This is a genomic window from Thermococcus celericrescens (genome assembly GCF_001484195.1).
Classification (GTDB): Archaea; Methanobacteriota_B; Thermococci; order Thermococcales; family Thermococcaceae; genus Thermococcus; species Thermococcus celericrescens.
This window is the reverse complement of record NZ_LLYW01000025.1, coordinates 1-23646: the sequence shown is the minus strand read 5'-3', so window position 1 is coordinate 23646 and position 23646 is coordinate 1. Positions and strand designations below refer to the sequence as shown.

Sequence of the window (23646 nt, the reverse complement as noted above, 5' to 3'; positions counted from 1 at the left end):
CAATGAAAACAAAGGCTTTTCTCCTTCTTTTTCTGGTAGTTTTCGGGTTCTTTGCTTACTCAAAGTACGTTCAACACGAAAGAGCGATAAAGGAGGCAGAGCTCAATGAGACCATTAACCTGGTTCAAACGGATCTTGAGACGTTTAGACTGGAGTACAATGCCACCCATAAAGCCTATCTGAATCAGAAGGTGGATGACAAAGACGTTGAAAGTGCCATTGGACGAGTTCTGGAGCTCAGGGAGATGCTTCTCAAACTAAACGTCTCGGACGACGAAATAATGGACATCGACGTCTGCCTTAACGAGACCTATTCGTATCAACGCAGGGGTGAATTGTACGCTGCCCTAACAGAGGGTAGGAGTTGTGCAATACTTGCCGCCGACTACCTGGGCTCAACCCTTGCACTCGCAAACCGCACGGAGTTCCTTAGGTATGTCCGTGGGCAGTTTCGGAGTGTGGAAGCTTTAGGGAACGAAACGGCCGAAAAGTGGAAACAAACACTGCGGAGAGGGATTAACTTCACTGACTATCTCGTAACCGGCTTTGTGGTTGAAGACAACATAATCAAAGCGGAGATCTCTCTGAACCAGTCCCGTGACTTCCTGAAAAAGCTTGACGGGATACCAAACCCAACCACGTCTCAGGAGATTGAAAACGTGAGCATACTCGGAGGCTGGGTGACGGGTTACTTGGAATTTGCCAGGAGCTTTTTGATGGACTCAAGGGTGCTTATTGGCCATGTAACCCCAGGTACCTTCCGTCCAGAGGAACTGGGGGATAACGTGCGCGCGCTCGCGGATAATCTCTCGAGAGTCGATGTTCCGTGTGAATTCGAGGAGGTGATGTCCAGGATGGCGTGCAGCTGGAAGGAGTACCATAAAAAGCGGGGTCTTATGGGAGCCAAGAACGGCTACTATTCGGCGGCCACTTACCACCTTCTGTACGCAATCGCAATAAACGAGCATCTAGATGAATTTGAGGCCCTCAATTCGACTTTTGCTACCCTGAAAACTCCAAAGGAGAAAGTCAGGATGGTTCTTCGTCTGAGGCATGATGCCTTAGACTCCATCAACGATTGTTCCCGGGACCCTTTAACGTCCCTCTACATCCAGGATGCCAGGGGGTGGTACTTCAAGCACGGGGATGCGGTACTGGAAATGATGGTCAGAGTGCGCACAGATGACCCGACTACTCAGCCTATCTACAACTACGAGATGGCAAAAATCATCGCTAAAAAGATGTGCCCCTACGTTTCAAGGTTATATCAAACAAGTAAGCGATGAATTTTTAGTATTTTGTCCCAAACTTTTGGCGGTGGTTCCATGGACGAGGAGTCCGCGATTATCGGGGTCGTAGTTGTGTTCCTGGTTCTTCTCTCGCCGATACTGCTCTACTGGACTGTGGCTTTTCTCGACACCTCTGGCATCGACCGCCACCTGCCGGGCACGCTCTTCATAGCGGTTTCGGCCCTCGTCCCGGTTCTCATAGTTTCCCTCCATTCCTTCCTGGTTATGCGGCACTACAACAGGCCCCGCGACTGGATAAAGGAAAAACTAACGTTCATGGCTGTTTTTCTCTTCGTTGCTCTCTTCATGCTCCTCAGTATTATGGGTGCGGTTTAATCCCCATTTTTGAACCGCACCCTTTTTAAACCCCTTCCCAGAGCGCCCACCGATGGTTAGGGTTCACGTCGAGACCTACGGGTGCACGAGAAACAAGGCAGATGCCGAGATGATGGAGGGCCTTCTGGTTAGCGCGGGCTATGAGTTGGCGGAGACCCCTGAAACTGCCGACTACGTTGTGGTCAACACCTGCGCGGTCAAAGACCCAACCGAAAAGCACATGCGCGAGAGAATAAAGGAGCTCCTTGACGCCGGCAAGAGGGTAATCGTCACCGGCTGCCTCCCTCACGTCAACCCGGATGCCATAGATTCACGCGTTTCCGGAATACTCGGCGTTAAGAGCATAGATAGGATAGCCGAGGCGATAAGCGTAGCGGAGCGCGGTGAAAAGCTGGTGAGCGTCGAGGGCTGGCGTGAGAAGAGCATAGACAAGCTCGAGCTCCCGCGCCTCTGGAAGAGTGGTGTCGCCTTCGTCGTCCCGATAAGTGAGGGCTGTCTCAACGCCTGCACCTACTGTGCAACCCGCTTCGCCCGCGGGGTTCTCAAGAGCTACAAACCTGAGCTCGTCGTTAAGTGGGTTAAGGAGGCCCTCGCCAGGGGATACAAGGAGATACAGCTGTCGAGTGAGGACACCGGATGCTACGGCTTCGACATCGGGACGAACCTGGCGGAGCTCCTAGACGAGATAACGGCCATCGAGGGCGACTTCAGGGTTAGGGTTGGAATGATGAACCCGAACCACGTTCTCAAGTTCCTCGACGAGCTCGTTGATGCCTACACCGATGAGAAGGTCTACCGCTTCCTCCACCTGCCCGTCCAGAGCGGCGACGATGAGGTTCTGAGGCGGATGGGCAGAACGTACACTGCGGAACAGTTCGAGGAGATAGTTCGAACATTTCGTAAGAAGGTTCGTGATTTGAACCTCAATACGGACATTATAGTGGGCTTTCCCGGGGAGACTGATGAGGCTTTCGAGAACACCGTTGAGCTAATCAAGCGCGTCCGGCCGGACAAGATAAACGTTTCTCGCTACTCGCCGAGACCTGGCACGATCGCGGCGAAATGGAAGCAGCTTCCGGGATGGCGGGTCAAGGAACGCTCAAGGGCCCTTCACAGGCTTAGGCTCCAGATAGCCCACGAAATAAACAGGGCGTATCTTGGCAGGACGGTGGAGGTTCTCGTCCATGGGGCCGGGGAGAAGGGCGGCGTTGAGGCCAGGACTTTCAACTACAAGGACATAATCCTTGATTCTGGTGAGCCCGGCGAATTCCTGCAGGTTCGGGTTGAGTGGGCCGGTTCAACTTACCTGAAGGGCACTCCCCTCCGCTGAGGTACCTTTCTTGTGGAGTATTCAACGGTCGTTGGGAGATGCCTAACTGGACACTGGTTTTGTTGTAGAACTTACAACGTCAAAGGGTGAACCAATCCCGTTGGATTTAGAAAACTATTTATACTATCGTTCAATCATAAAGTATAGCTCTCCATCTTGGGGGTGAATCAGAATGAGGAGAAATAATAAGAAGAGGTTAATTCCACTGACACTCGCCCTTGTGCTGGCCATGGTTGGTGCGGCTCTGGCGGTTCCGACTATAAATGTGCACTTTCAGGAGCTTGACGCCGGAAATGGTGGCATGCCGCAGACTGTTCACCATGCCTACATCGACTGGACCCTTAGCAATGATGCCCAGTACGTCACATCTGCAACCATAACCCTCACCGACAACCAGGGCACCAAGGTTGGTACTGGGAGTGACACTGTTTACCTTATAATCGATGGCCAAAAGTACCTCGCCACGTACAGTGGGAGTACTGGGGTGTATACTGTGGACTTCACCAATAACGGCCTGAATAATGGGATATCCCTCGACAATAACAATCTAAATACAGTTACCGTCGTGTTCCAGGGCCAGACAGTTTCCCCGTGAAATCTGAATTGATCCCTGCCTTTTCTTATTCTTTGCTAGTCTCGCCCGCAAACAGCACCGGCAGGGTGGGGAAGTTCTCCAGTGGAAATGTTATGGGCCACCGTGTCGTTGAAACCAGCAACCGCTTCAGGGCAGGGAAATTTCCATCGGCTTCGGCCAGGCCAACGCAGACATTTTCGGCACCGTCAATCTTTTAGCCTACGTCGACTGGGTTTACTTTTTTCTTTTGAAAGCTCGCCCTTTAGGGCGGGGATGCAGTAATTGAGAAACCAGCCCAGAAACAGGAAAGCAAACCGTTTTAAGGCCTAAGAAGTATACCATAATTCAGAATGAAGCGAGCAGTAACGGTGAAGCTCCAGCCTTCAAAGGAGCAAGAGAAAACCCTCAAAAAGTTAGTCCTCATCAACTTCAAAGTCTGGAATAGGGTGAACTACCTGAGAAGACAAGAATTCTTTGAGGATAAACCAGTGGACTTCAACAAAACCGAGAAGGTTGTTTATGAGGAGTTCAAAAAGGAAATCGGTTCGGCAACGGTTCAGCAAATAGTGAGGAAGAACGCTGAAGCGTGGAGGAGTTTCTTCAGCCTCATAAGAGCCAAGAGGAATGGAGAACTGCCCGACTGGCTCAAGCCTAAACCTCCAAACTACATCAGGGAAAGAGGCTTAATCGTCCTAAGGAACGACCAATACAGAATTGAAAATAACAAATTAGTCCTAAAAGGCCTTGGGAAGTTTAAGGAGCTTGAAGTCCAGTTCAAGGGTAGAATACACCTGAAGGGCAAACAGGGACGCTTAGAAATAACTTATGACCCAATAAAGAGAAAATGGTATGCTCACGTTAGCTACACGGTGGGAGAGAAACTAATCAATGGTGAATGGGTTAAACTCCCAAGACAACTTTTGGGAGACCTCTCCGCTGGTATTGATTTAGGAGTGAACAACTTGATGGCCGTTTATGTCGGGAATGGAGAAAGTTTCTTGGTCAATGGGAGACCTTTGAAGTCAATAACCTTTTACTGGCGGAAGAGAATAGCCGATTATCAGTCAAAACTCAACAAGAGTGGAGCTAAAAAGAGTAGAAAACTCAAAAGAATGCATGAGAGGGTCAAGCTTCAGGCAAAGCACTACATTAACACGGCAGTAAGACAAACCGTTGAAGGACTTTATCATCTCGGCGTTTCAAGAATTGTTGTGGGTTATCCAAAGGGAATAGCAAGAAACTCTGATAAGGGCAGGAGACAGAATTTTATCCTCTCTCACGTTTGGCGGTTTAATTACGTTATTAAACACTTAAAAGAGGTCGCCGGGGAGTATGGTATTCTGGTTGTGGTGGTTGGTGAGGCTTTCACTTCCAAGGTTTGCCCCGTTTGCGGGAGGCCTCACGAGGGGGCTCGTTTTGTTCGTGGTCTTTATTCGTGTCCTGCAATGGGGCTTGTGTTTAACTCTGATTTAGTTGGAGCCTTCAATATTTTGAAGAAGGTGGTGAAAACGATAACCCCAAGCCTGTCGGGTTTAACGGCGGGTAGGGGTAATTGGGGGAAGACCCTCCCGGAGGGGTTCTCCGAACCCCCTTCAAAAGGGGTGATGAGGATTACCCCTCAAACCTCTCCGCCCTTAGCGGGGGGTTAATTCGTTGGAACCCTCGCCCTTCAGGGCGGGGAGGAGGTCAGGTAGTGAGGCACGCTAACTATATGGTTGAAATAGTGGGGATGAGTACCGAATGCGGCTTTAATTAGGCGGTGGTTTAATGGTGAAGCGTCGTATCGACGTCCTTTCAATCATCTCGTACCTCCTCCTGTTCTTCGTGGTCCTAGTCATGGCTCTCCACTTCGTCTTTGGCTTCCAGTACGTCGTTATCCTGACCGACTCGATGGAGCCTTACATCAATCCCAACGACCTCGTCATAACAATGCCATCTTCGCCAGATGGGCTCCACGTTGGGGACGTTATCCTCTACCGCGTGACCCTCGGCAACTCGACCTACATGATAACCCACCGCATCGTTGGCATGAAGGCCGATCCAGAAATGCGGATGTACTATATCACCAAAGGGGACAACAGGAACTACACAGACCCCTGGCGGGTCTATTACTCCCAAGTGGTTGGCAGGGTTGTTCTGGTGATTCCAAGAGTCGGTGTGGTCTGGTACTACACTCCGCTGATAGTTTTCGGGATTTTTCTGTTCATAATCGCCTCTCTTGCATACGACATGGCGTGGCTCCTGCTCGAGGAGGAACCCCTACGTCCAAAATCCAGAAAGGCAGACCTCGTCGCTCTGAGAAGGAAGAAAATAAAGGCCTACTATCACAGACGCCGCTAGGCCCACTCATCCTCAGGAATGGCCTCCTTCTTGGCGGGGATTATGCAGAGAAACTCCAGCGTTTCTCCGGTCGCCTTGTAGCCGTGGGTCTCGTTGGGCGGAACGTAGAGGAAGTCTCCCTCCCTGACGTGGAACTCTTCCTTTCCGTTCGTTATGATTCCCTCTCCCCTCACGATGAATATCTCGTGCTCCCAGTCGTGGTGGTGGAGCGGTATCTCCGCGCCCTTCTTGAGGACGAAGTAGCGCATCGCATAGTTCTTCGCTCCGAGCTTTGGAGAAACGAGCCACCTTATCGTCACTCCCTCAAAACCGGTGTCCTTCTCGGGGACCTCGGTGTAGTGTCCGACGAACATGGTATCACCGAAATACTTTCGGCCTGGGGCTATTTAAATCTGCCGAGTTCGTGATGCCAATCAAAAGTGCTTTAAGCTCCCGTTCCAATTTTCCGGAAGGTGAACGCAATGAAGAGAGCCGTTTTTGGAATTCTCCTGGTTTTCATCGTGCTGGCGTCGGGATGCATAAGCCAGAGTACTCCAACGGAGACTTCCACCACAGCTACCTCTCCCTCCGGTGGAATAGACTTCGGGAGCTACGAGAAGGGACAGGTTCTGGCCCAGTGGAGCAGCCTTGCCGACGCTTCCAAGGTTTACGTCAGCGAGGGCTACGAGGATCTCGCGAAGCACTACTTCCCGAACGCGCAGATACTCCCCGCGAGCCAGTACGAGGGTGGGGTTGCAGTGCTGTCCCCGGCGGATGCTAGAGAGCTCCTCAGAGGAAAACCGATACTAATAACGGTCAACGACTACTTTGGTTACATAGTCTACAAGTTCGGCGTCAAGTTCGTTGGAAAAGACAAGGGCGTTTTTGCGGCCTTCAATAAGGACGGAAAGGCGTATTTCGTCTTCACAGGCACCAGCAAGGCTGGCGCTGGCGCGGCCCTTGAGTACGCTATGAACCTCAGGAACGGGGCATCCCTTAGAACGGACGATGTTCTAAGGAGCGGCGAGTTTGAGGGAATTCTCCTCAAGGTCATAGGGGACAACAACTGGAACGGAATTCCAGACGACGGTGAACACTGGTACCTTAGCTCTTTCAGGAGCAGGGAGCCGTTCATATACTACTGGCGCATCGTTGACGGGGAGAACATCACCGTAAAGGGAGGCTTTATCAGGCTCGTCAACGGCTCCACGGTTTACATCCGTGCCCTCGGCTTCAACGTCAGCGTGGAGGTCAAGGACGGGACCGGCGCTGCACTTACCTACGTTATCGAGAACACCAACCCCTCGGTGCTGAACCTGCCCGAGGGAGCCGAGACCGGCGATACGTGGGTTAAGATAACAACCTCCGAGCCTTCCTTCAGTGTCGTTACAAAAGACATCGGAGACTACACGGTTTTTGCCTTCGGTGACCACAGGCCGGACGGCGGCACGGAGGTTCCGAAGGCTTTCCTGCAGCTGAGGGACAGGATGAACGAGAATAACGCCGTTTTCGTGATAGACGGTGGAGACCTAGTCTATTCGGGCAAGGTTGACGAATGGGGCGAGCTGATGAAGGAGTGGAAGTGGAGCAAGCCGATTTTCATAGCGGTCGGAAACCACGAGTATCGCGGGGAGGGCATAAACGTCTACCACCAGCTCTTCGGCCCAACGGACTATTCCTTCGTCCTCGGGGATTACTACTACATCTTCATGAACAATATCGAAAACGACTACGGGCTGAGCGACGAGCAGTGGAGCTGGCTTCAGAACGAGCTTGAGAGGGCTAAGGCCATGGGCAAGAGGCCCGTGATAGTGATGCACGCTCCCCTGGTGGATCCGAGGCCGAACGGCGACCACGGCATGAACCCCACCGACGGGAAGAAGTTGCTGGAACTGATGGGGGAGTACAACGCCTTTGGAATCTTCAGCCACATCCACATGTTCTGGAACGGAACCATCGAGGGAGTCCACTACATAGTAACCGGCGCGGGAGGCGCTCCTCTCTACGCAAAGCCGGACGAGGGGGGCTTTTATCACTACGTCAAGCTTGGAATGATGACCGATGGCAGCATAAGTATCGAACCTATCAAGGTTGAGTCCTAACCTTTCTCTTTATTCTATTTAGGCCTATATAGTTCATGGTAGCTAGCTATATTCTACTGCGACAAGGTATTTATATGCCGCCCTCGAGTCCCTCCCGGTGGTGAGTGTGGACGTATGGTTGCTGATAACCGTGGTGCTAGGATTTTCGATGGCCTGGGCGATAGGTGCCAACGACGCCGCAAACTCCATGAGCACTGCCGTCGGCGCCAAGGCGATAACCCCAAAGCAGGCGGTTATAATAGCTGGCCTCCTTGAGTTCACAGGCGCGTACTTCTTCGGAAAGAGCGTCACCGAAACGATAAGGAAGGGCATCCTCGACCCGACGATGATAACCGACCCGATGGTCCTCGTGTATGGCTCCGTTGCGGCCCTTCTCGCGGCCACGATATGGCTAATAGTGGCCACCAAGTTCGGCCTGCCGGTCTCGACCACCCACTCCATCATAGGAGGTATAGCGGGCTACGGAATAGTCTACGCCGGCACCGCGATAGTCAACTGGGGCAAGATGGGTCAGGTCGTTCTCAGCTGGATTCTCTCACCCATAGTCGGCGCCATAATGGCCTACTTCATCTTCAAGGCCTTCACCAAGAGCATCTTCGAGAGAAAGGACCCCGTCAGGAGCGCCAGGATATGGTCCCCGTTCTGGATTGGGCTGGCGTTCGTCGTCATTGGAACCATGTTCTACATCAAGGTTCTCCACGGGAAGGACCTCAAGACGGGAGTTTTAATGTACGGCGTCCCGCTGGGCATAGTCGTGTTCGTGGTAACGTACCTCCTGATAAAGCTCCGCTTCCCGAGCAGCGACCCCTTCATCGGCGTTGAAGCGATATTCCGGAAGGCGCAGGTCTTAACCTCCGGCTACGTGGCTTTGGCCCACGGCGCCAACGACGTCGCCAACGCGATAGGTCCGGTCGCGGCCGTCTACGCGGTAGCCACGATGGGTCTCGGCGGCATGCAGGTTCCCGTCCCTAAGTGGATACTCGCGATGGGCGGTCTCGGAATAGCAATTGGTGTCGCCACCTACGGTTACAGGGTCATGGAAACGGTCGGCAAGAAGATAACCGAGCTCACCAACACCCGCGGCTTCACCATTGACTTTTCAGCGGCAACCGTTGTTCTCGCTGCCAGCTGGCTTGGACTGCCCATCTCGACGACCCACACGGTGGTCGGCGCGGTCATAGGAATAGGCCTCGCGAGGGGAGTAAAGGCAATAAACAAGGACATCGTTAGGGATATAATAATCTCCTGGTTTGTTACCGTTCCGGTCGCGGGTCTGATAAGCGCGGCCATATTCAAGCTCCTGATGATCGTGGGGTGATATCATGCAGGTGTGGACGAAGCTCTTCGCGAAGAGCCCCTTCAAGCCCCTCATAAAGCACGCAGATGTCGTGCTCAACACCGTTGAAACGCTCGAGAAGGCGCTTCAGGCATGGTATGCGTGCGACTACGAGGGTATGAGAGAGTTTGCCATCGAGGTTGACCACCTTGAGGACGTTGCGGACAGGATAAAGGAGGAGATAAGGGATTCCCTCAGCTCGAAGCTCATGATGGCAGTCGCTAGGGAGGACGTCATAATCTACCTCCACATGCAGGACAAGGTGGCGGATGCCGCTGAAGACACTGCGAAGTGGCTGCTCGTCAAGAAGCCCGACTGCGTCCCGACGGAGGCCAAGGATATAATTCTCGAGATGGGTATGGAGAGCATCAAGGCTGCAAAGCTAGTCCACGAGGCCATAGTCCAGATGGACCGCGTTATAGAGAGCGGTTTCACCGAGGGCGAGATAGAGCGGGAGTACGAGATAATCAGGCAGATAGAGAGCGTTGAGAACAAGATAGACGGCCTCGATACGAAGCTCATGCAGCTCGTCTTCGAGAACGCCGACTCGATGAGCTGGGGCGACGGCTTCTACATCCTCAACATCGCCAGAACGCTCAGCAACATCTCGGACAAGGCCAAAGACGCCGCCGAGAGGATAAGGCTCATGATGAACAAGTGAGCCGATATTCTTTTAAACCTCCCTTCTAACTTTTTTCGGTGGGAATGAAGGACGGTGTTAGAATAGTCCGTGAGTTCTTCAACATTCAGAGGGAGGTCTTTTTCAGCTACCGCTGGGACGTGCTCAGCTACCTGATAGGCCTTCTAATCCAGGTTGCGGTGATGGGGATATTCGCCAGCCTGGTGACGATAGACGCCAACATCGAGCAGTACGGAACCGACTCCTTCCTCCAGTTCTTTCTGATAGGCTTCATCGTGCACAACATAATATTCCTTCCGCGGGGCAGCCTTTCCAAGCTCCTGATTGGGCGGAGCTTCCCGATGCTCTACGCCTCCCCTGCCGGAATGGTGGCGATCTTCGTGGGAATAAACGCCTGGAACGTCGTCTGGAGCCTCATGATAATGGGCCTGATAACCGTGATCTTCGTTCTCTTCTACGGCCTGGTCATACACATCAACCTCGGTGCCCTGCTCGTTATCCTCGCGGGCTTCACCCTCACCTTCGCCCTTGAACTTTTTTCAGCAGGCTTTCGGGCCGCTACCAAAGCCAGGCAGGACCCGATAAACTGGTTCCTCAACCTCACCTCCCAGCTCGTGAGCGGTCTCTACTTCCCGCCCGACGCGCTCCCCTGGTGGCTCCAGCCTATTTCCAAGATACACCCCGAGAGGTACATTCTTGAGATGGCCAGGCTGACGATGGGCGGGGGCTATTCAGTGTCCCAGATCTGGCCCAGCTTCGTGAACCTTGCCCTGACCACGGGTGTCATGCTCCTGGTTGGAATCGCGATGTTCCGCTGGGGCGTTGGAAAGGCGATGCAGCTGGGCACCCTCGGGCACGTGTGAGGTGGTCAGATGATAGAAGCCGAGCATCTCACCAAGTACTATCCACCCCCTTTCAGGGGCTTCTTCGATCTGGGTAGCCTTCGTGATTTTCTCGGAAAGCCCAGGGAAGAGATTCCAGCCCTCATAGACCTGAGCTTCCGGGTGAGGGAGGGGGAGATATTCGGCCTCCTCGGCCCCAACGGCGCGGGGAAGACAACCCTCTGTAAAATCGCCAACGGCCTCCTCGAGCCGAGTTCTGGAAAACTGCTCATCGACGGCCACGACAGCTTTGAGGAGCACGGCAAAGTGGCGGGCAAGATGTTCACGGTTTTCACCGGCGAGAGGGACATGTGGGGCATATTCCAGTGGCGTCTGAGCGTTCAACGAAACCTCCAGTTCATCGCGAGGCTGTGGAAGGTCCCGGAGGGTGAGATAGGGGAGCGCATAGAGTACGCGCTCAAGCTGCTGAACCTGTGGGAGAAGAGGGACGAGTGGTACCAGAAGCTCTCGGCCGGAATGAAGCAGAAGGTTTACATCGCCTCCGCCCTGGTGGTACAGCCCAGATACCTCATACTCGACGAGCCGACGGTTTTTCTCGATGTGATAACCAAGAGCGAGATACATGACGCAATAATGGCCCTCGTCCGTGACTTTGGGACAACGGTTATCCTCACCACCCACGACCTTCAGGAGGCGGAGAAGCTGAGCGACAGGGTTCTGCTCTTCAACAAGAGGCCTATTCTGGAGGGAAAGCCCGAGGAGATAAGCAGGAAGCTCGGGGTTCCGGTTGATAAAAAGGTCAGCGCGATTGTTAGGGGGAGAGTCGAATGCGACGGGTGGCATATGGCTCGGTGTCTTATCAAAGGGGACTACACTCATGTCACGGCTTACCTCAAACTCAACGAGGTTGATGAGTTCGTGAGGTTTCTCTCCTCAAGGGGTGCTCTCCAGATTGGGGTTGAGGAACTATCACTTGAGGACGTGTTTTTGCTTATTTTTGGTCATTTTGATGGGGTAGAAAAATTTTAATACTCTATCATTTTTTAAATGAATAGAAAATCTTATAAACATTAACCACAGTTTTTTTTTCGGAGGTGTTAAAGTACAATGTCTGGTAACGTGAGACCGGAATTGCACATCTTCCACGTTGGTGGCAAGTATTTTGTTCTGCATTCACCTACAGGAACGCTATTTGAGGTTGATAAGAAAACCTACGACTTCTGCAGGCTTGTGGTAGAATCCGGTTGGGATGACGCCAGAGAGCATTTTGTAAGAAAGTACTCCGAATCCGACTGGGATTATTTGATAGCTGAAATTAAATCCGATGAAGATCTCCGTCACGTATTCTTTGAAGCTAAACCTTCAATAAAGCCTTACCTGGGCCTTATGAGATCCAAGATCTCTTCCCTCTCCCTTAACGTCATGGAAGACTGCAACTTTGCTTGTGTTTACTGTTATGGTGATGGCGGTACTTACCACACTCCCAACACCAGAATGAGCCCGGAAGTTGGTAAAAAGGCTATTGATTTGCTAATGAGAGAGGGAAAGAAGGTCGTTAATGTTCAGTTTTTCGGTGGCGAACCTTTGTTGAACTTTCCGCTGATTCGGGAGCTGGTTCACTATGCAAAAGAGAGAGCTAAGGAACACGATAAAGTTGTTACTTTCAGCATAACCACCAACGGCTACCTTATCACGGACAAGGTCATTGACTTTTTCCTCGAGAACAACTTCACGGTGACTCTAAGCTTTGATGGTCCTAAAGACATTCAAAATCATAACAGGCCCCTGCGCGGCGGGTATCCGACCTTTGACGTTGTCGCGAGGAATGCAAAGAAGATGCTTGAGCGCGGCGTTAAGGTTAGCGTCCGCGCGACTATTCTGCCCGAACAGATCGGCAGGTACTATGAGATTTACCGGTTCTTCGTTGATTTTGGGTTTAGGAACGTTCATCTTGAGCCTGCGACTACCAATACTCCACTAACCAATGAACATGCTAAACTCGTTGAATCTGCCCTGGAAAAGATAGCGAAGGACGAGCTTGAACACTACAAAGAGAAGGGAATCGTTTACACGAAGCTCCGTGAGATGGTTCACATGATCTACTCCGGCACCTACCGCCATTATCCATGCGGCGTTGCCAGGAGCTACTTTGGGGTTTCGGCGGACGGTAAGATGTATCCCTGCCACAGATTCGTCGGGATGGAAGAATTTGTGGTTGGTCGTGTTGATGATTTCAAGTGGGAGAACGAGTTCATTCAGAATATTCTGCACCATACTGTGGACAAGCGACCGAAGTGTTCGAGCTGTCCTATTAGAGCCTACTGCGGCGGTGGCTGTATATACAACAACCACTACTACAACGGCGACGTATTTCTTCCCGACGAGTTCCACTGCTCTTACATGTTTGCTCTCGTGAAGTGGGGTTCCTGGCTCTACTCGAATCTTGACGAGGATTGGTTGAATAAGGTCTTCTCACGCTCACCCCAGAGAGGGGTGAGGGGTGAGGACTCCAATGAGGCCAAAACACAAAAACCAAAGGAGGTGATAGCAGGTGTTTAAGAAGCTGAACGCCGGCGATAACCCGGTGGAGCCGGAATTTTGTCTTGACCTCTGCTGGGACTGGAACATCTGTGGGTTGGATATCTGTGGGGTGGACAATTCCTGCGGCATTGACCTGTGAGGGTGAAAGCAATGTTCAGGAAACTAAACCGTCAGGGAGGCAACGGTCAGGAACCAGCATTTTGTGCAATAGTGCTTGATATACCCTGTGGAGGTCTTGATCTCTGTGGACTTGATGGCTGTGTCTTTGACCTCTGTGGAATAGACGCATGTTTGCTAGATAATATTTGACACTTTTTATTTTTAACTTTGAAGGGGGTGAGCTTATGAAACAATCAGCAACGAAATTTCCGGCAATACTGACGGTACTGTTGTTTGGTGTTGTGATGCTGGGATGCATAGGGACTCAGAATTTTGTGTACTCAAAAGGCAAAGTAATTGGCCCGGGTTCCAAGCTAGTTTACCCCTTCGATGGACCGACATCTTTGGAACTAAAGGTCTCTGGGAACGCACCGTTCACCCTGCTCATAATCTCTTCGGACGGCTCAAAGGAGCTCTTCAAGCAAGCGAACGTCACCGATGTCGAGACAATGGTAAAGCTTCCAGAGGGTTCTTGGAAGGTCATCATCAGAAACGAGGGTGATAGCTCCATAAGCCTCGACATAAGCCTCAGAGGGAAGTGATTAAACAAAGTAGTTGATTCAAGCTCGTAGATGTGTTTAGATAAGGTCTTTTCACGCTCACCTAAGATAGGGGTGAGGGCTGAGGACTCCAATGAGGCCAAAACACAAAAACCAATGGAGGTGATAGGGAGTGTTTAAGAAGCTGAATAAAAGAGCTAATCCAGTTGAACCAATGTGTGTATTTTTTGACAATTGTGGCTTCGACATTTGCAATGTGGAGTGTGCCTTTGGAGAAACTTGTGCACCAGACCAAGGATGTCGGGTAGATTGGGGCGGAGACCCTGACTGTCAGGTAATTGATATCTAACTAAGTTAGTCTCTTTTTAACTTTTTAATCTCAAGCTTCAAATATCGACGGGGTGTAATACCAATGCCAGAAATAAGCGGCAAGGATGTGGGCTTATACAAAATGGTGCTTTTCCTCCTCTCCCTCTTCCCGGCCATAGCGGTCGAGATAGACGTTTCCAGGTTCACTACCCACTATCCCAATATATCTCCTGAAGGGCTTGGCTACCTGATAACAGCAGACCTGCTCGCCAAGTGGCTCCCCGGCTTTCTCAAGTTCCTCCTGGTTCCCCTCATCTTAATCCTGCTCCTCTCGCGCTTCGGCTCGGACTTCGAGCGGGGCAACGTCACGCTCCTCCTCTCAAAGCCCCTCACGAGGAGGCGCTATTTCCTAAGCTGGGTACTTGAGGGCTTAAAGCTTGCCCTAATTTCCACCCTAGGGATTGCACTCTCGGGAGCGCTCGCGATGCTGGCTCACGGTTTCGAAGTTAGAGACTACCTCATAGGCTCACTTGCCCTCTCGCTCTCGCTGGTTGGTGTAATCGGAGTCGCCCTGCTCCTCCTTCCCTTCGCCACCTCCCGCGACTCTGGGGTCTTCCTCGGGCTTGGGGCGTTCGTTGTTCTCCTTCTCCTCGGAAAATCCGATTATTCGTTCATTCCGACGGTTTACCTTGAAAGAGCTCTTTCCATCGGGGAGAGCCTCTCGGTCTCTTATCGCGCCGTGGGGGAGCTCCTGGCTCTGTGCGTTGCACTCTCGCTCGTTGGGATGGAAGCCTTCCGGAGGAGGGAGCTGAGGGGCCCTGAGTCATTCTCGGTCCCCGGCTTTTCCTTCTCCCCCCGCGGGCTTTACGGCGTTTTCCTCGGGCTGAGCCTTCAGAGCAGGCGCTTCATTGCTTTCCTCGCCCTGGCCGTCCTGACGGCCTTCCTTAACATGGGCATGCTTGGGGATTATCACTCCAACTTCGGTGTTCCCGGTGTTTTAAATGCCTTAATCTCGGCCTTGAATGGCGTGTTCCTGCCCTTCGTAGTCCTCCCTCTTGGGGCAGTCTCGATAAGCTCGGCCGTTGAGAAAGGTACCGTGAGGGTTTTGCTGAGCAAACCCCTGAAAAGGAGGAACTTCTTCCTCGGGACGCTCCTGAGTGACCTCTTTGCGGTCTTCATTGGAACTACTTTCTACGTGGCCCTTATCGTTGCCTACGCCCTGCACCTCGGCTCTCCTTCAGGTAGAACCCTCGAACTCGGCCTTGCCTTTGGTTCCCTCCTTTTCCTCTCGCTCGTCCAGTATTTGGCCCTCAGCTACCTTCTGTCGGTTTTCATGAGGGGCAGGAAGGCACTTTTCCTCTCGCTGGTTCTGGCCTTCCTGCTGGCCTTTGCCGTTCCCATCTCCGTTACCGTGGCATCAACTTCGGCTGAGGATTCCTTCCTTGATGCCCTATCTAAGAACTCCCTTCCCGTGCCGAGTCCTAACCTGCACTACACCGTGCTTGAGAGGGCGGTCTCTCCGAAGAGGGGCCTTCCGCCAAAGTCCCTTGCTGAGATTCTCAACTATCCCGGCAACCTGGCGATGCTGGTCATACCTACGGTGGTTTATCTTGCAATCGCGTGGCTCACCTTCAGGAAAGCCGACCTGAGGTGATAAAATGTGGGGGTTTGAGCTGGAGTTGAAGAAAAGCCTCAGAACGAAGAAGTTCTGGTTGATATTAGTTTTGATTTTGCTGATATATGCCATGGCCTTTAGAGAAGTAAAGGACAACCTCGAAGGGGCAACAAATCCGCAGGAACTCCTTATCACGAGCGTCGTGGGTTACATAGCGGTCAGCGCGTTCCTCTTCATCGGCGTCTACGCCCTCATGGCCGGGGCGACTTCGGTGAACTCGGACCTTGAAGACGGGACGGTGAGGGTAGTTCTCAGCAAGCCACTTGGAAGGGTTTCATACCTGCTCGGCAAGTTCCTCGGCCAGGCCCTCAGCGTAGTCGTCGCCATGGCCTTCGCCACCCTCCTCTCCTTCGCGATAACGAAGTACTACGGCCTCTCCCTCACCGCCTCCCTCGTCGGTGACCTGGTTCTCTCGAACCTGTTAATCCTGTTCACCATGCTCCAGCTCCTCGCCCTTGGCCTTTTGATTTCCACCTTCGTGCGCTCCCCCAACACTGCCCTGGGACTGGCCCTGGTCCTGTTCTTCGTTACCGGCCTCGTCATGCCCCAGGTGGTGGACGGCTTTGCGGAGGACAAAGCCAAGGAAGAGTTCGGGATTAAGGGCTGGGATGACTTTGATAAGCTTTCGAAAGACGAGTTGAGGGCCTATCACGAGCGCCTGAAGGAGCTTTACAGGGAGTACCACCTGAGGTACCTCTTCTACGCCCCCCAGGTGCTCATGCTCGACATATTCACTGACATAGACAGAACCACTTTCAACGATGACGGCACGTACACCGTCGAGTACCGCGGGGTTAAGCGAGTCATGGCCAACAATCCCGCCCAGACTGCCCTGATAGTTGGACTTATTCCGGTTTACCTTGGAGTGGCCCTCTTTAGGTTCAGGAGGATGGATTTGAGGTGATGATCATGCTTAGGGTTGAGAACCTTGTTAAGGTTTATAAGGACGTTAGGGCTTTGGACGGTCTTAACCTTGAGGTTAAGCCCGGTCAGGTTTACGGCTTCCTTGGACCCAACGGTGCTGGTAAGAGCACGACGATCCTCAGCACCCTCGGCCTCATCTTCCCTCAGGAAGGGAGGATTAAATTGTTTGGTGAGGAAGTCTTCAGGGACGGGAAGTTTGATGAGGGTAAGCTCGTCAAGGCTAAAGCCAGAATCGGTTACATGCCCGAGCATGCCACGCTCTGGGATTTTCTGACTCCCGAGCAGACTCTTGAGGTTATCGCTGACGCCTTCGGGATTCCGAGGGCTGAGAAAGAGAGGCGGATTAGCGAACTCCTTGACTTGGTTGGTTTGAAGGAAGCCAGGAGGAGAAAGGTTGGCAAGTTCTCCAAAGGAATGCGTCAGAGGCTTCTCCTTGCCCAGGCGCTCATCAACGACCCGGAGCTTTTGATTCTTGATGAGCCGATGACTGGGTTGGATCCAAAGGGCATAGCAGAGTTCAAGGAGATTATCAGGGAGCAGAGGAAGGCTGGAAAGACGGTGTTCTTCTCAAGCCACATCCTCGCGCACGTGGAAGAGGTTTGCGACACCGTTGGCGTAATAGTCAAGGGCAAACTCCGCTTGGAGGATAGCATCGAGAACATCAAGCGGGAGTTCCTGAGGAAGGCGGGCTACACGATAGTCATTGAAACGAACAGGCCGGTGGACTGGAGTTCAGCGGAATTGAGCGTGACCCCGCTCGGTGAGAACAAGTACCGCGTTGTTGCTTCGAGGGACGTTAGGGAGGAGTTGCATGATTTTGTGGCTTCGCAGGGGGCGAAGATTCTGACGATGCAGGTGAAAGAACCCAGCCTGGAGGAAATATTCCTCAAACTCGTCGGGTAGCCTTTGTTTCAATTTTTCGCGAGGTGATCCCATGGGCCGAGCTATCTTCCGCGCCCTCCTCAATTACCTCCTCCTCATTCTCCTAGTGGCGCTCATCTCCGGCATCGGGATAAAGGATTACCAGTTCTACCGGGCGGACATGGACTTCAGCCTGCTGCCCCCTGCGGAGCGGGCGGTTATAGAGGCCAACGCAAGTGCCATGGGAATGGATCCCTACGACTACTACATGCGTTTCGTGGCCCCAAAGGACTATCCAACCCTCGCGATGAATCTCCTCCATGCGGGGCTCTACACGCTTCACCACGCCCTCTTCGACCCGGACTACGACTACCCGGTACCCAGGAGGCTCATGGTGGCCAGAACGCTGGCGCTGATTCTCCTGGCGGAGGTTGCGATAGTCCTCATCGGCTTCCCGCTGGCGAAGCTCGCCCTCAGGAAAAGGCGCCTCCGCTCTACCGTCCGCTTTCTCGCCAGGGTCTTCAACGGCCTCCCCGTCTGGGCGGTGGCGGCGCTCTTCTCGCTCCTCATCATAATGAGCACGCTCCCCAACTACCTGATAAACGGCCTCGGCACATCGATCTCCCTCACCAGGAACCTCGCCTACATGGCCTTCCCGTTGATTTCCATAGTTCTCGTCGCCCTCTGGGAGTTCGTCGAGGCCCTGGTAATACTCCTCAGGGATGAGTTCGGGAAGGAGTACGTGCGCGCCAAGAGGGCGATGGGACTGCCGGAGCGCAGGGTCGAGAGGCATGTCCTCCGCGCGGTCATGCCGTCCTTCCTCGGCTTCCTCTTCCAGCACTTCGTCGAGGTCTCGACGCTCGCCCTCGTGGTCGATGCCTTCTTCGGCCTCTTCGGCCTCGGCAAGATGCTCCAGTGGGGCTTCCGCATATCCGGCGACCTCTACACCCTCGATCCGGACGTCTTCTTCTACCCCCTGGCGGTCTTTATGGTGGTGAACTTCTTCATCCTCCTCGCTGTTACGGTTCTGTCGGAACTTCTAGCTCCCGGAGGTGGCGGCGTTGAGGCTTGACCGGAAGGAAAAAGCCGGAATCGCGCTGATACTGCTGGTGATGCTCCTCGCGGTCCTTCCCGTCGGTGTAATAGTGCCCGCTGAAAAGGCCGCCAGCTGGAACTACCTGCCATACTGGAACGACTACCCCCGGAACGCCAGGCCTATCTGGCTCTCTTCGGGCTTCAGAACCCTTGAATCGGCTGGAACGAATTTTTCAATGACCTTCGCGGTTGATGGCATCGTTCCGGGAAACGTGATGATCGAGGGTAACTCGACGGTTAGGCTCGTGATTCACCGCCCCGACGGCCTTTCCGTGGTTCTCGGTCCGGTGAAGGTGGACGAGAGGACGAGCATCAACTCCAACCCCACCCTCGCGACGGGGGCTTACGATTTTGCCGAGTCCCTCGGCTACGGCCCGGAGAGCAGGCCCCTCTTCACGCCCACCCAGCTTCTCTTCATGGGGTACGGCGGCGAGGTTCTGGAGGGAAGGTACACCCTTGAGGTCGAATCCTCCTCCCCCGTTGCCGTCACGGTCTTTGGCGATTCCTACGGTCTCCTTGGCACCGACTCCTACGGCCGCGACCTCTGGGTGGGTTTCGTCCTGGCCGGTAGAAGCACGTTACTCGTGTCGCTTGAGGTCTCCCTCCTTGTGATTATCATCGGCCTGCTCCTCGGTCTCTTCGCCGGCTACTATCGGAGCCGGCTGGCGATTCTTCTCGAGAGCCTGCTGAACTCCCTGGGGGCGCTCCCCGTCCTTCCCCTCGCGATGCTGATGATATTCTCATTCTCAACGACGGGCATAGCGATGACCAGGGAAATAAAAACGGAAACCCTGTCGCTGATACTTGCCCTCCTGCTCGCGGGCAAGTTCGGGAGTGCCGTGAGGGGCTTCGTCGTTCAGGAGAAGGTCAAGGAGCACGTTGCCGCGGCGAGGGCCCTGGGGGCCGGTGATCTCCACATCCTCAGGAGGCACATCCTAAAGCCGGTGATTCCCTACGCCCTGAGCCACTTCAGCCTCCTGTTCCCCAAAGTGGTCGCGCTCGTGGCGATACTCGGGTTTTTCAACATGATTCCAAGCGACAACTGGGGTTCGTTCATACTGGAGGGCCTCAACCAGAATGCCCTCTACGCGGGCAGATGGTGGTGGTTTTTAGCTCCTGTCGTCACGATGGTGCTTCTGAGCGTGGGCTTTGCCCTGCTCTGGGAGGATGAGACTTCAGAGGGGGTGCTGGCATAATGGAGAACGGAAGAACGAAGAACGAGAGGATCAGATGGCTATCATCGTCGAGGTCATCTGGATCTCGGTCATTTTCCTTATCTTCTCGGTTATGAACTGGTCAAGGTCCTTGAGCGTGTCGGTTTCGACCTTTACGACAAGGTCGTATTCGCCGTAGACCACGTAAGCCTCCTTAACCTCTGGCATGGCCAGAAGCTTCTCCATAACTTCCCTTTCCTTTCCAGCGGCCGTAACCATCAAAATAAAAGCCGTCACCATGGCTATCACCAAAAGTATTTTATCTTCGGAGTATTTAAGCTTATCGAGGCATATGTTCGACCACTTGATAAGCGAAGCTCAATTGGGGCGGTTTTACTCCCGCCTGAAATCGCTTGGATTCGAGAAAATTCGACCCTACGCCAAGGGAACCACGAGTCTCATCTTCTGCGCCCGGTTGGATGAAAAAAACGTCATAATAAAGCTCCAGCGGCCGGACTCCCCGAGGCAGAACTTCGCCAGGGAGGCCGAAATTATCCGCGCGGTGGAGCCATTCGGAATAACCCCCCCGCTCGTGGCTTACGGCGTCTTTGAGGGCCTTGAGTATCTTGTTCGGGAGTTCGCAGAGGGAGAGATAATCTTCCACGCGGACCTCGAAAAGCGACACATCTTTGAGATAGTTGAGAAAACTGCCCTGCTCGACAGGCTCGGTCTCGACCACGGCCAAATTCAGGGGGGAAAGCACGTAATAGTCGGCGAGAGGGTCTGGCTGATAGATTTCGAAAAGTCCGGCTGGAGGAAGCCGAAGAACCTTACCTCCGCGATGGCAATGGTGTTCCTGAACGACAACCACATCTCGCGCCGGGTTCGGAAGAAATTCGGGGTGGACCGGGCATTCCTGGGGGAGATGAGGGAGGAGGTACGAAACTATAAGAGAACCGGAAAGCTCTCAGGTCTTCTGGACCTTCTTTCTAGACTTTAGCCTGTCTGCGTAGAGGGCCAGGAGAGGTATCGCCACCGCCATCGCTATCAGGCCCATCCTTGGATCCCAGAAGTAGTCGAAGACCAGTATTACGGCTACGGCTATCGCCATCATCAGGAAGAGGTCCCTGTCGAAGAGCCTGGACTTTGCCAGGATGTTCTGCTGCCGGGTGACGTACGCGAGGTAGAGGGGTATCCCGACGGCGGCTATTGTCACCCCTGCGTAGGTTCTGAATGCCACGGAGATGAATATTCCCAGACCGAGTATGATTCCAACCCCTTGCTCCTCCCTCATGCTTCCACCTGACCCCCCGCTATCGGTGATGACCTTTTAAACCTTCTCGCGTTTGTTACTGCGCACGATAGTTAAGTTTATATACTTTGGTGTCCATGATAGGCCGGTGATAGCGTTATGAGCAACATCGAATGGGATGAGAAGACCTTTTCTAGGTTTGCGTACCTGGGTGACCCGAGGGTGCGGGGGAGCTCCGTCGCCTACGTTCTCACCAAGGCCAACCTACAGGACAACAAATACGAGAGCACGGTGGTCGTTGAGGATCTTGAGACAGGGGCGAGGCGCTTCATCGAGAACGCCTCCATGCCGAGGATCTCGCCGGATGGAAAGAAACTCGCTTTCACGCGTCCCAACGGGGAGAAGAAGGCAACGGAGATATGGGTGGCAGACGTTCAGACTCTGAGTGCCAAGAGGGTTTTAACCATCAAGAACGTCCGCTCTGTGGAGTGGAACGACGACTCCAGAAGGCTCCTTGTTGTGGGCTTCAAGCGCCGCGACGATGAGGATTTCGTCTTCGACGACGATGTTCCGGTCTGGTTCGACAGCATGGGGTTCTTCGACGGTGAGAAGACTACCTTCTGGATTCTCGATACGGAAAGCGAGGAGATACTCGAGCAGTTCGAGAAGCCGCGGTTTTCGAGCGGAATCTGGCACGGCGATTCCATAGTCGTCAACGTCCCGCACAGAATTGGTAGCAAGCCTGCCCTCTCAAAGTTCTATGACATCTATCTCTGGAGGGACGGTGAAGAGGAGAAGCTTTTTGAGCGCGTTTCTTTTGAGGCGGTGGATTCCAACGGGACGGTCCTTCTCCTTAGGGGTAAGAGGGAGTCGAGATACCTCAGTGAGCACGGGTGGCTCTACCTCTGGGACGGAGAGCTCAAACCGGTCTACGAGGGCCCGCTGGACGTCTACGACGCCAAGCTGGACGGGGGGAAGGTCTACTTCCTGACCCCCGATGCCGGCAGGGTGAACCTCTGGCTCTGGGACGGGAAGGCCGAGAGAATCGTTGCCGGTGACCACTGGGTCTACGGCTTCGACGTCCACGATGGGAGGGCGGTTCTGCTTATAGCGACCGCCACCCGCGTTCCCGAGCTCTACCTCTACGACGGCGAGCTGATGCAGCTCACCGACTACAACGGCCCGATATTCGACCGGCTCAAGACCTTCGAACCGAGGCACTTCCGCTTCAAGAGCAAAGACCTTGAAATAGACGGCTGGTATCTTACGCCCGAGCTCAAGGAGGACGAAAAAGCTCCGGTTATAGTCTTCGTTCACGGCGGGCCCAAGGGCATGTATGGGCACAGGTTTGTTTACGAGATGCAGCTCATGGCGAGCAGGGGGTATTACATAGTCTTCGTGAACCCGCGCGGCAGCAACGGCTACGACGAGGACTTCGCGCTCCGCGTTCTGGAGAGAACCGGTCTGGAGGATTTCGAGGACATAATGGCCGGAATAGAGGAGTTCTTCAGGCTCGAACCCCAGGCGGACAGGGATAGGGTTGGCATAACGGGCATAAGCTACGGCGGCTTTATGACCAACTGGGCGCTGACTCAGAGCGACCTCTTCAAGGCCGGCATCAGCGAGAACGGCATAAGCTACTGGCTGACTAGCTATGCATTCTCCGACATTGGGCTCTGGTACGACCTTGAGGTTATAGGCCCGAACCCGCTCAAAAACGAGAACTACCGCAAGCTGAGTCCGCTCTTCCACGCGGAGAACGTCAAGGCGCCGATACTCCTCATCCACTCGCTGGAGGACTACCGCTGTCCCCTCGACCAGAGCCTGATGTTCTACAACGTGCTCAAGGACATGGGCAAGGAGGCCTACATAGCGGTCTTCAAGAAAGGCCCTCACGGCCACAGCGTCCGCGGAAGTCCAAAGCACAGGGCCAAGCGCTACAAGCTCTTCATCGAGTTCTTTGAGAGGAAGCTGAGGAAGTACGAGGAAGGGTTTGATGTTGAGAAGATACTCAAGGAGGGCTAAGGCCTCTTTCTTTGAGCTTTTCTTTCAGCCTCTTTTCGCTCCCCCTGAAGTAGAAGAGGCACCACCCGTTCCGGCAGAACAGCTTCAGCTCGCCTCTGAGGTCGTTGATGTCCCCCTTTCCCCTCATGACCCCCACGAAACAGCCCCTGCCCCTCCAGGTTTTTGGCTCTTCCGGCATCCACATCTTCCGCGAGAGGGCTTCCCTCAGGGCCCAGAACTCGAAGGCGCAGCTGACGGTTCCGAAGCGGTGGTTGTGTTCTATGAGCTTCACCAGGAACCTGAGGTAGTCCCCGTCCCTGGGCAGGTGGTCCGGGTCGGGGAGGCTCCGGAGGATCTCTGGCGGCACGGGCTTTTCGTCCGCGTAGAGCCTCGCGGCAGTGTAG

The 23646-nt window shown here is 53.7% G+C and carries 26 protein-coding genes; 22 read left to right on the top strand and 4 right to left on the bottom strand.

The genetic code is table 11. The annotated features are described in order from the left end of the window. Nucleotides 1-2 precede the first annotated feature (2 nt). The 6 genes from APY94_RS07255 (at nt 3) to APY94_RS07230 (ending at nt 5869) form a co-directional block, all read left to right on the top strand. On the top strand, nt 3-1286 hold the full coding sequence (locus APY94_RS07255; RefSeq protein ID WP_058938994.1) for a hypothetical protein: 1284 nt from the start codon (nt 3-5) through the stop codon (nt 1284-1286). 39 nt (nt 1287-1325) lie between these two features. Then, the gene (locus tag APY94_RS07250; protein ID WP_058938993.1) at nt 1326-1625 is read left to right on the top strand and encodes a hypothetical protein; all 300 of its coding nucleotides are present in this window, start codon (nt 1326-1328) and stop codon (nt 1623-1625) included. 52 nt (nt 1626-1677) lie between these two features. Further along, nucleotides 1678-2955: a tRNA (N(6)-L-threonylcarbamoyladenosine(37)-C(2))-methylthiotransferase gene (locus tag APY94_RS07245; RefSeq protein ID WP_058938992.1), complete on the top strand. Its 1278-nt coding sequence runs from the start codon at nt 1678-1680 to the stop codon at nt 2953-2955. Between the two features lie 172 nt (nt 2956-3127). Further along, nucleotides 3128-3550, top strand: a complete 423-nt coding sequence (locus tag APY94_RS07240) for a hypothetical protein (RefSeq protein WP_058938991.1) — start codon at nt 3128-3130, stop codon at nt 3548-3550. A 329-nt stretch (nt 3551-3879) separates the two neighbouring features. Continuing rightward, nucleotides 3880-5178, top strand: coding sequence for an RNA-guided endonuclease InsQ/TnpB family protein (locus tag APY94_RS07235; RefSeq protein ID WP_058938990.1), 1299 nt, complete (start codon nt 3880-3882; stop codon nt 5176-5178). 118 nt (nt 5179-5296) lie between these two features. Then, complete coding sequence (locus tag APY94_RS07230; RefSeq protein ID WP_058938989.1) at nt 5297-5869, top strand: signal peptidase I; 573 nt, start codon at nt 5297-5299, stop codon at nt 5867-5869. Here APY94_RS07230 and APY94_RS07225 read toward each other — a convergent pair. Then, entirely contained in the window at nt 5866-6222 is a 357-nt protein-coding gene (locus APY94_RS07225; RefSeq protein ID WP_058938988.1) for a cupin domain-containing protein, read from the bottom strand. The genes APY94_RS07230 and APY94_RS07225 overlap by 4 nt on opposite strands. Before the next feature lie 108 nt (nt 6223-6330). Here APY94_RS07225 and APY94_RS07220 point away from each other — a divergent pair, with 108 nt between their 5' ends. The 14 genes from APY94_RS07220 (at nt 6331) to APY94_RS07165 (ending at nt 20028) form a co-directional block, all read left to right on the top strand. Beyond that, nucleotides 6331-7950 carry a metallophosphoesterase family protein gene (locus APY94_RS07220; RefSeq protein WP_058938987.1) on the top strand — a complete coding sequence of 540 codons (1620 nt, stop codon included), beginning with the start codon at nt 6331-6333 and terminating at the stop codon, nt 7948-7950. Between the two features lie 148 nt (nt 7951-8098). Next, entirely contained in the window at nt 8099-9268 is a 1170-nt protein-coding gene (locus APY94_RS07215; RefSeq protein ID WP_058939066.1) for an inorganic phosphate transporter, read from the top strand. Nucleotides 9269-9272: 4 nt separating this feature from the next. Beyond that, nucleotides 9273-9947: a TIGR00153 family protein gene (locus tag APY94_RS07210; RefSeq protein WP_058938986.1), complete on the top strand. Its 675-nt coding sequence runs from the start codon at nt 9273-9275 to the stop codon at nt 9945-9947. A 44-nt stretch (nt 9948-9991) separates the two neighbouring features. Further along, nucleotides 9992-10789, top strand: a complete 798-nt coding sequence (locus tag APY94_RS07205; protein ID WP_058938985.1) for an ABC transporter permease — start codon at nt 9992-9994, stop codon at nt 10787-10789. A gap of 9 nt (nt 10790-10798) precedes the next feature. Continuing rightward, nucleotides 10799-11797 (top strand): ABC transporter ATP-binding protein, encoded by a 999-nt coding sequence (locus APY94_RS07200; protein ID WP_058938984.1) that lies wholly within the window; start codon nt 10799-10801, stop codon nt 11795-11797. 78 nt (nt 11798-11875) lie between these two features. Continuing rightward, a complete protein-coding gene (locus APY94_RS07195) occupies nt 11876-13327 on the top strand; it encodes a radical SAM/SPASM domain-containing protein (protein ID WP_058938983.1) in 1452 nt (483 codons plus the stop codon). Further along, nucleotides 13320-13448 (top strand): hypothetical protein, encoded by a 129-nt coding sequence (locus APY94_RS13870; RefSeq protein WP_281176017.1) that lies wholly within the window; start codon nt 13320-13322, stop codon nt 13446-13448. Before APY94_RS07195 ends, APY94_RS13870 begins: the two co-directional genes overlap by 8 nt. 11 nt (nt 13449-13459) lie before the next feature. Continuing rightward, nucleotides 13460-13618, top strand: a complete 159-nt coding sequence (locus APY94_RS13210; RefSeq protein ID WP_157065499.1) for a hypothetical protein — start codon at nt 13460-13462, stop codon at nt 13616-13618. A 35-nt stretch (nt 13619-13653) separates the two neighbouring features. After that, complete coding sequence (locus tag APY94_RS07190; protein ID WP_058938982.1) at nt 13654-14010, top strand: hypothetical protein; 357 nt, start codon at nt 13654-13656, stop codon at nt 14008-14010. A gap of 370 nt (nt 14011-14380) precedes the next feature. Continuing rightward, the gene (locus tag APY94_RS07185) at nt 14381-15931 is read left to right on the top strand and encodes an ABC transporter permease subunit (RefSeq protein WP_058938981.1); all 1551 of its coding nucleotides are present in this window, start codon (nt 14381-14383) and stop codon (nt 15929-15931) included. A 4-nt stretch (nt 15932-15935) separates the two neighbouring features. Beyond that, on the top strand, nt 15936-16856 hold the full coding sequence (locus tag APY94_RS07180) for an ABC transporter permease (RefSeq protein WP_058938980.1): 921 nt from the start codon (nt 15936-15938) through the stop codon (nt 16854-16856). A 5-nt stretch (nt 16857-16861) separates the two neighbouring features. After that, nucleotides 16862-17779 (top strand): ABC transporter ATP-binding protein, encoded by a 918-nt coding sequence (locus APY94_RS07175; RefSeq protein ID WP_058938979.1) that lies wholly within the window; start codon nt 16862-16864, stop codon nt 17777-17779. A 31-nt stretch (nt 17780-17810) separates the two neighbouring features. Beyond that, entirely contained in the window at nt 17811-18809 is a 999-nt protein-coding gene (locus APY94_RS07170) for an ABC transporter permease subunit (RefSeq protein WP_058938978.1), read from the top strand. Next, nucleotides 18799-20028 carry an ABC transporter permease subunit gene (locus APY94_RS07165; RefSeq protein WP_058938977.1) on the top strand — a complete coding sequence of 410 codons (1230 nt, stop codon included), beginning with the start codon at nt 18799-18801 and terminating at the stop codon, nt 20026-20028. The genes APY94_RS07170 and APY94_RS07165 overlap by 11 nt, the downstream gene beginning before the upstream one ends. Nucleotides 20029-20058: 30 nt before the next feature. Here the strand turns inward: APY94_RS07165 and APY94_RS07160 are convergent, their stop codons facing one another. Continuing rightward, nucleotides 20059-20286: an Lrp/AsnC family transcriptional regulator gene (locus APY94_RS07160; protein ID WP_014013114.1), complete on the bottom strand. Its 228-nt coding sequence runs from the start codon at nt 20284-20286 to the stop codon at nt 20059-20061. 52 nt (nt 20287-20338) lie between these two features. On the opposite strand from APY94_RS07160, the gene APY94_RS07155 reads away from it, so the two are divergent. Beyond that, nucleotides 20339-20986 carry a hypothetical protein gene (locus APY94_RS07155; RefSeq protein WP_058938976.1) on the top strand — a complete coding sequence of 216 codons (648 nt, stop codon included), beginning with the start codon at nt 20339-20341 and terminating at the stop codon, nt 20984-20986. Here the strand turns inward: APY94_RS07155 and APY94_RS07150 are convergent. After that, nucleotides 20954-21280 carry a hypothetical protein gene (locus APY94_RS07150; RefSeq protein ID WP_058938975.1) on the bottom strand — a complete coding sequence of 109 codons (327 nt, stop codon included), beginning with the start codon at nt 21278-21280 and terminating at the stop codon, nt 20954-20956. The two genes, APY94_RS07155 and APY94_RS07150, sit on opposite strands and share 33 nt — an antisense overlap. Before the next feature lie 117 nt (nt 21281-21397). Between APY94_RS07150 and APY94_RS07145 the strand changes: the two genes are divergently transcribed. Then, the gene (locus APY94_RS07145) at nt 21398-23263 is read left to right on the top strand and encodes a S9 family peptidase (RefSeq protein WP_058938974.1); all 1866 of its coding nucleotides are present in this window, start codon (nt 21398-21400) and stop codon (nt 23261-23263) included. Here the strand turns inward: APY94_RS07145 and APY94_RS13375 are convergent. Continuing rightward, a partial coding sequence (locus APY94_RS13375; RefSeq protein WP_058938973.1) for a hypothetical protein occupies nt 23250-23646 on the bottom strand: 397 nt, incomplete at its 5' end. The two genes, APY94_RS07145 and APY94_RS13375, sit on opposite strands and share 14 nt — an antisense overlap.